Origin of the sequence: Mesorhizobium sp. M7A.F.Ca.US.006.04.2.1, from assembly GCF_004022915.1 — a bacterium.
Taxonomy (GTDB): Bacteria; Pseudomonadota; Alphaproteobacteria; order Rhizobiales; family Rhizobiaceae; genus Mesorhizobium; species Mesorhizobium ciceri.
Genome location: NZ_RZQA01001633.1, coordinates 1 through 474, shown reverse-complemented (window position 1 = coordinate 474; position 474 = coordinate 1). Strand labels below are relative to the sequence as shown.

Genomic DNA, 474 nt, shown 5'->3' with positions numbered 1-474 from the left:
GGGTCGCCAAGCTTCACTCCGCCATATCGACAGCGGCAAAGTTCTGCCGGCCGAAGGGGTCGAGCACGTAGTTGAGCACGCTCTTGCGGATCGGGATCGCCACCACCGAATGGGCGATCGGCGCCACCGGCACCTCGACCTTCAGGATCGCCTGCGCCCTGGCGTAGATGTCGGCGCGCTGTTTCGGATCGGCGGCGACGCGGCCGTCCTGCAGCAGCTTCTCGAAGGCTGGATCGCACCAGCGCGAGCGGGTGGAGCCGCCCTTCACGCCGTCGCAGGAGAGCAGATAGCTCAGCATGTTGTCGGGGTCGCCATTGTCGCTGCTGCCGCCGAGCAGGTAGGCGTCCTGTTCGCCGCCGGCAGTGCGCTTGAGATATTCGCCCCACTCGAAGCTGACGATCTCGGCCTTGACGCCGACCTTCGCCCATTCGGCCTGGATCATCTCGGCCATGCGCTTGGCGTTGGGATTGTAGG

Annotated in this window: 1 protein-coding gene; it reads right to left on the bottom strand. The window is 65.8% G+C overall.

Annotated features, from left to right (window positions below; genetic code table 11):
• Positions 1-13: 13 nt before the first annotated feature.
• Positions 14-474: ABC transporter substrate-binding protein (locus EN925_RS39145; RefSeq protein WP_245487497.1), on the bottom strand; the 461-nt coding region annotated here is incomplete at its 5' end.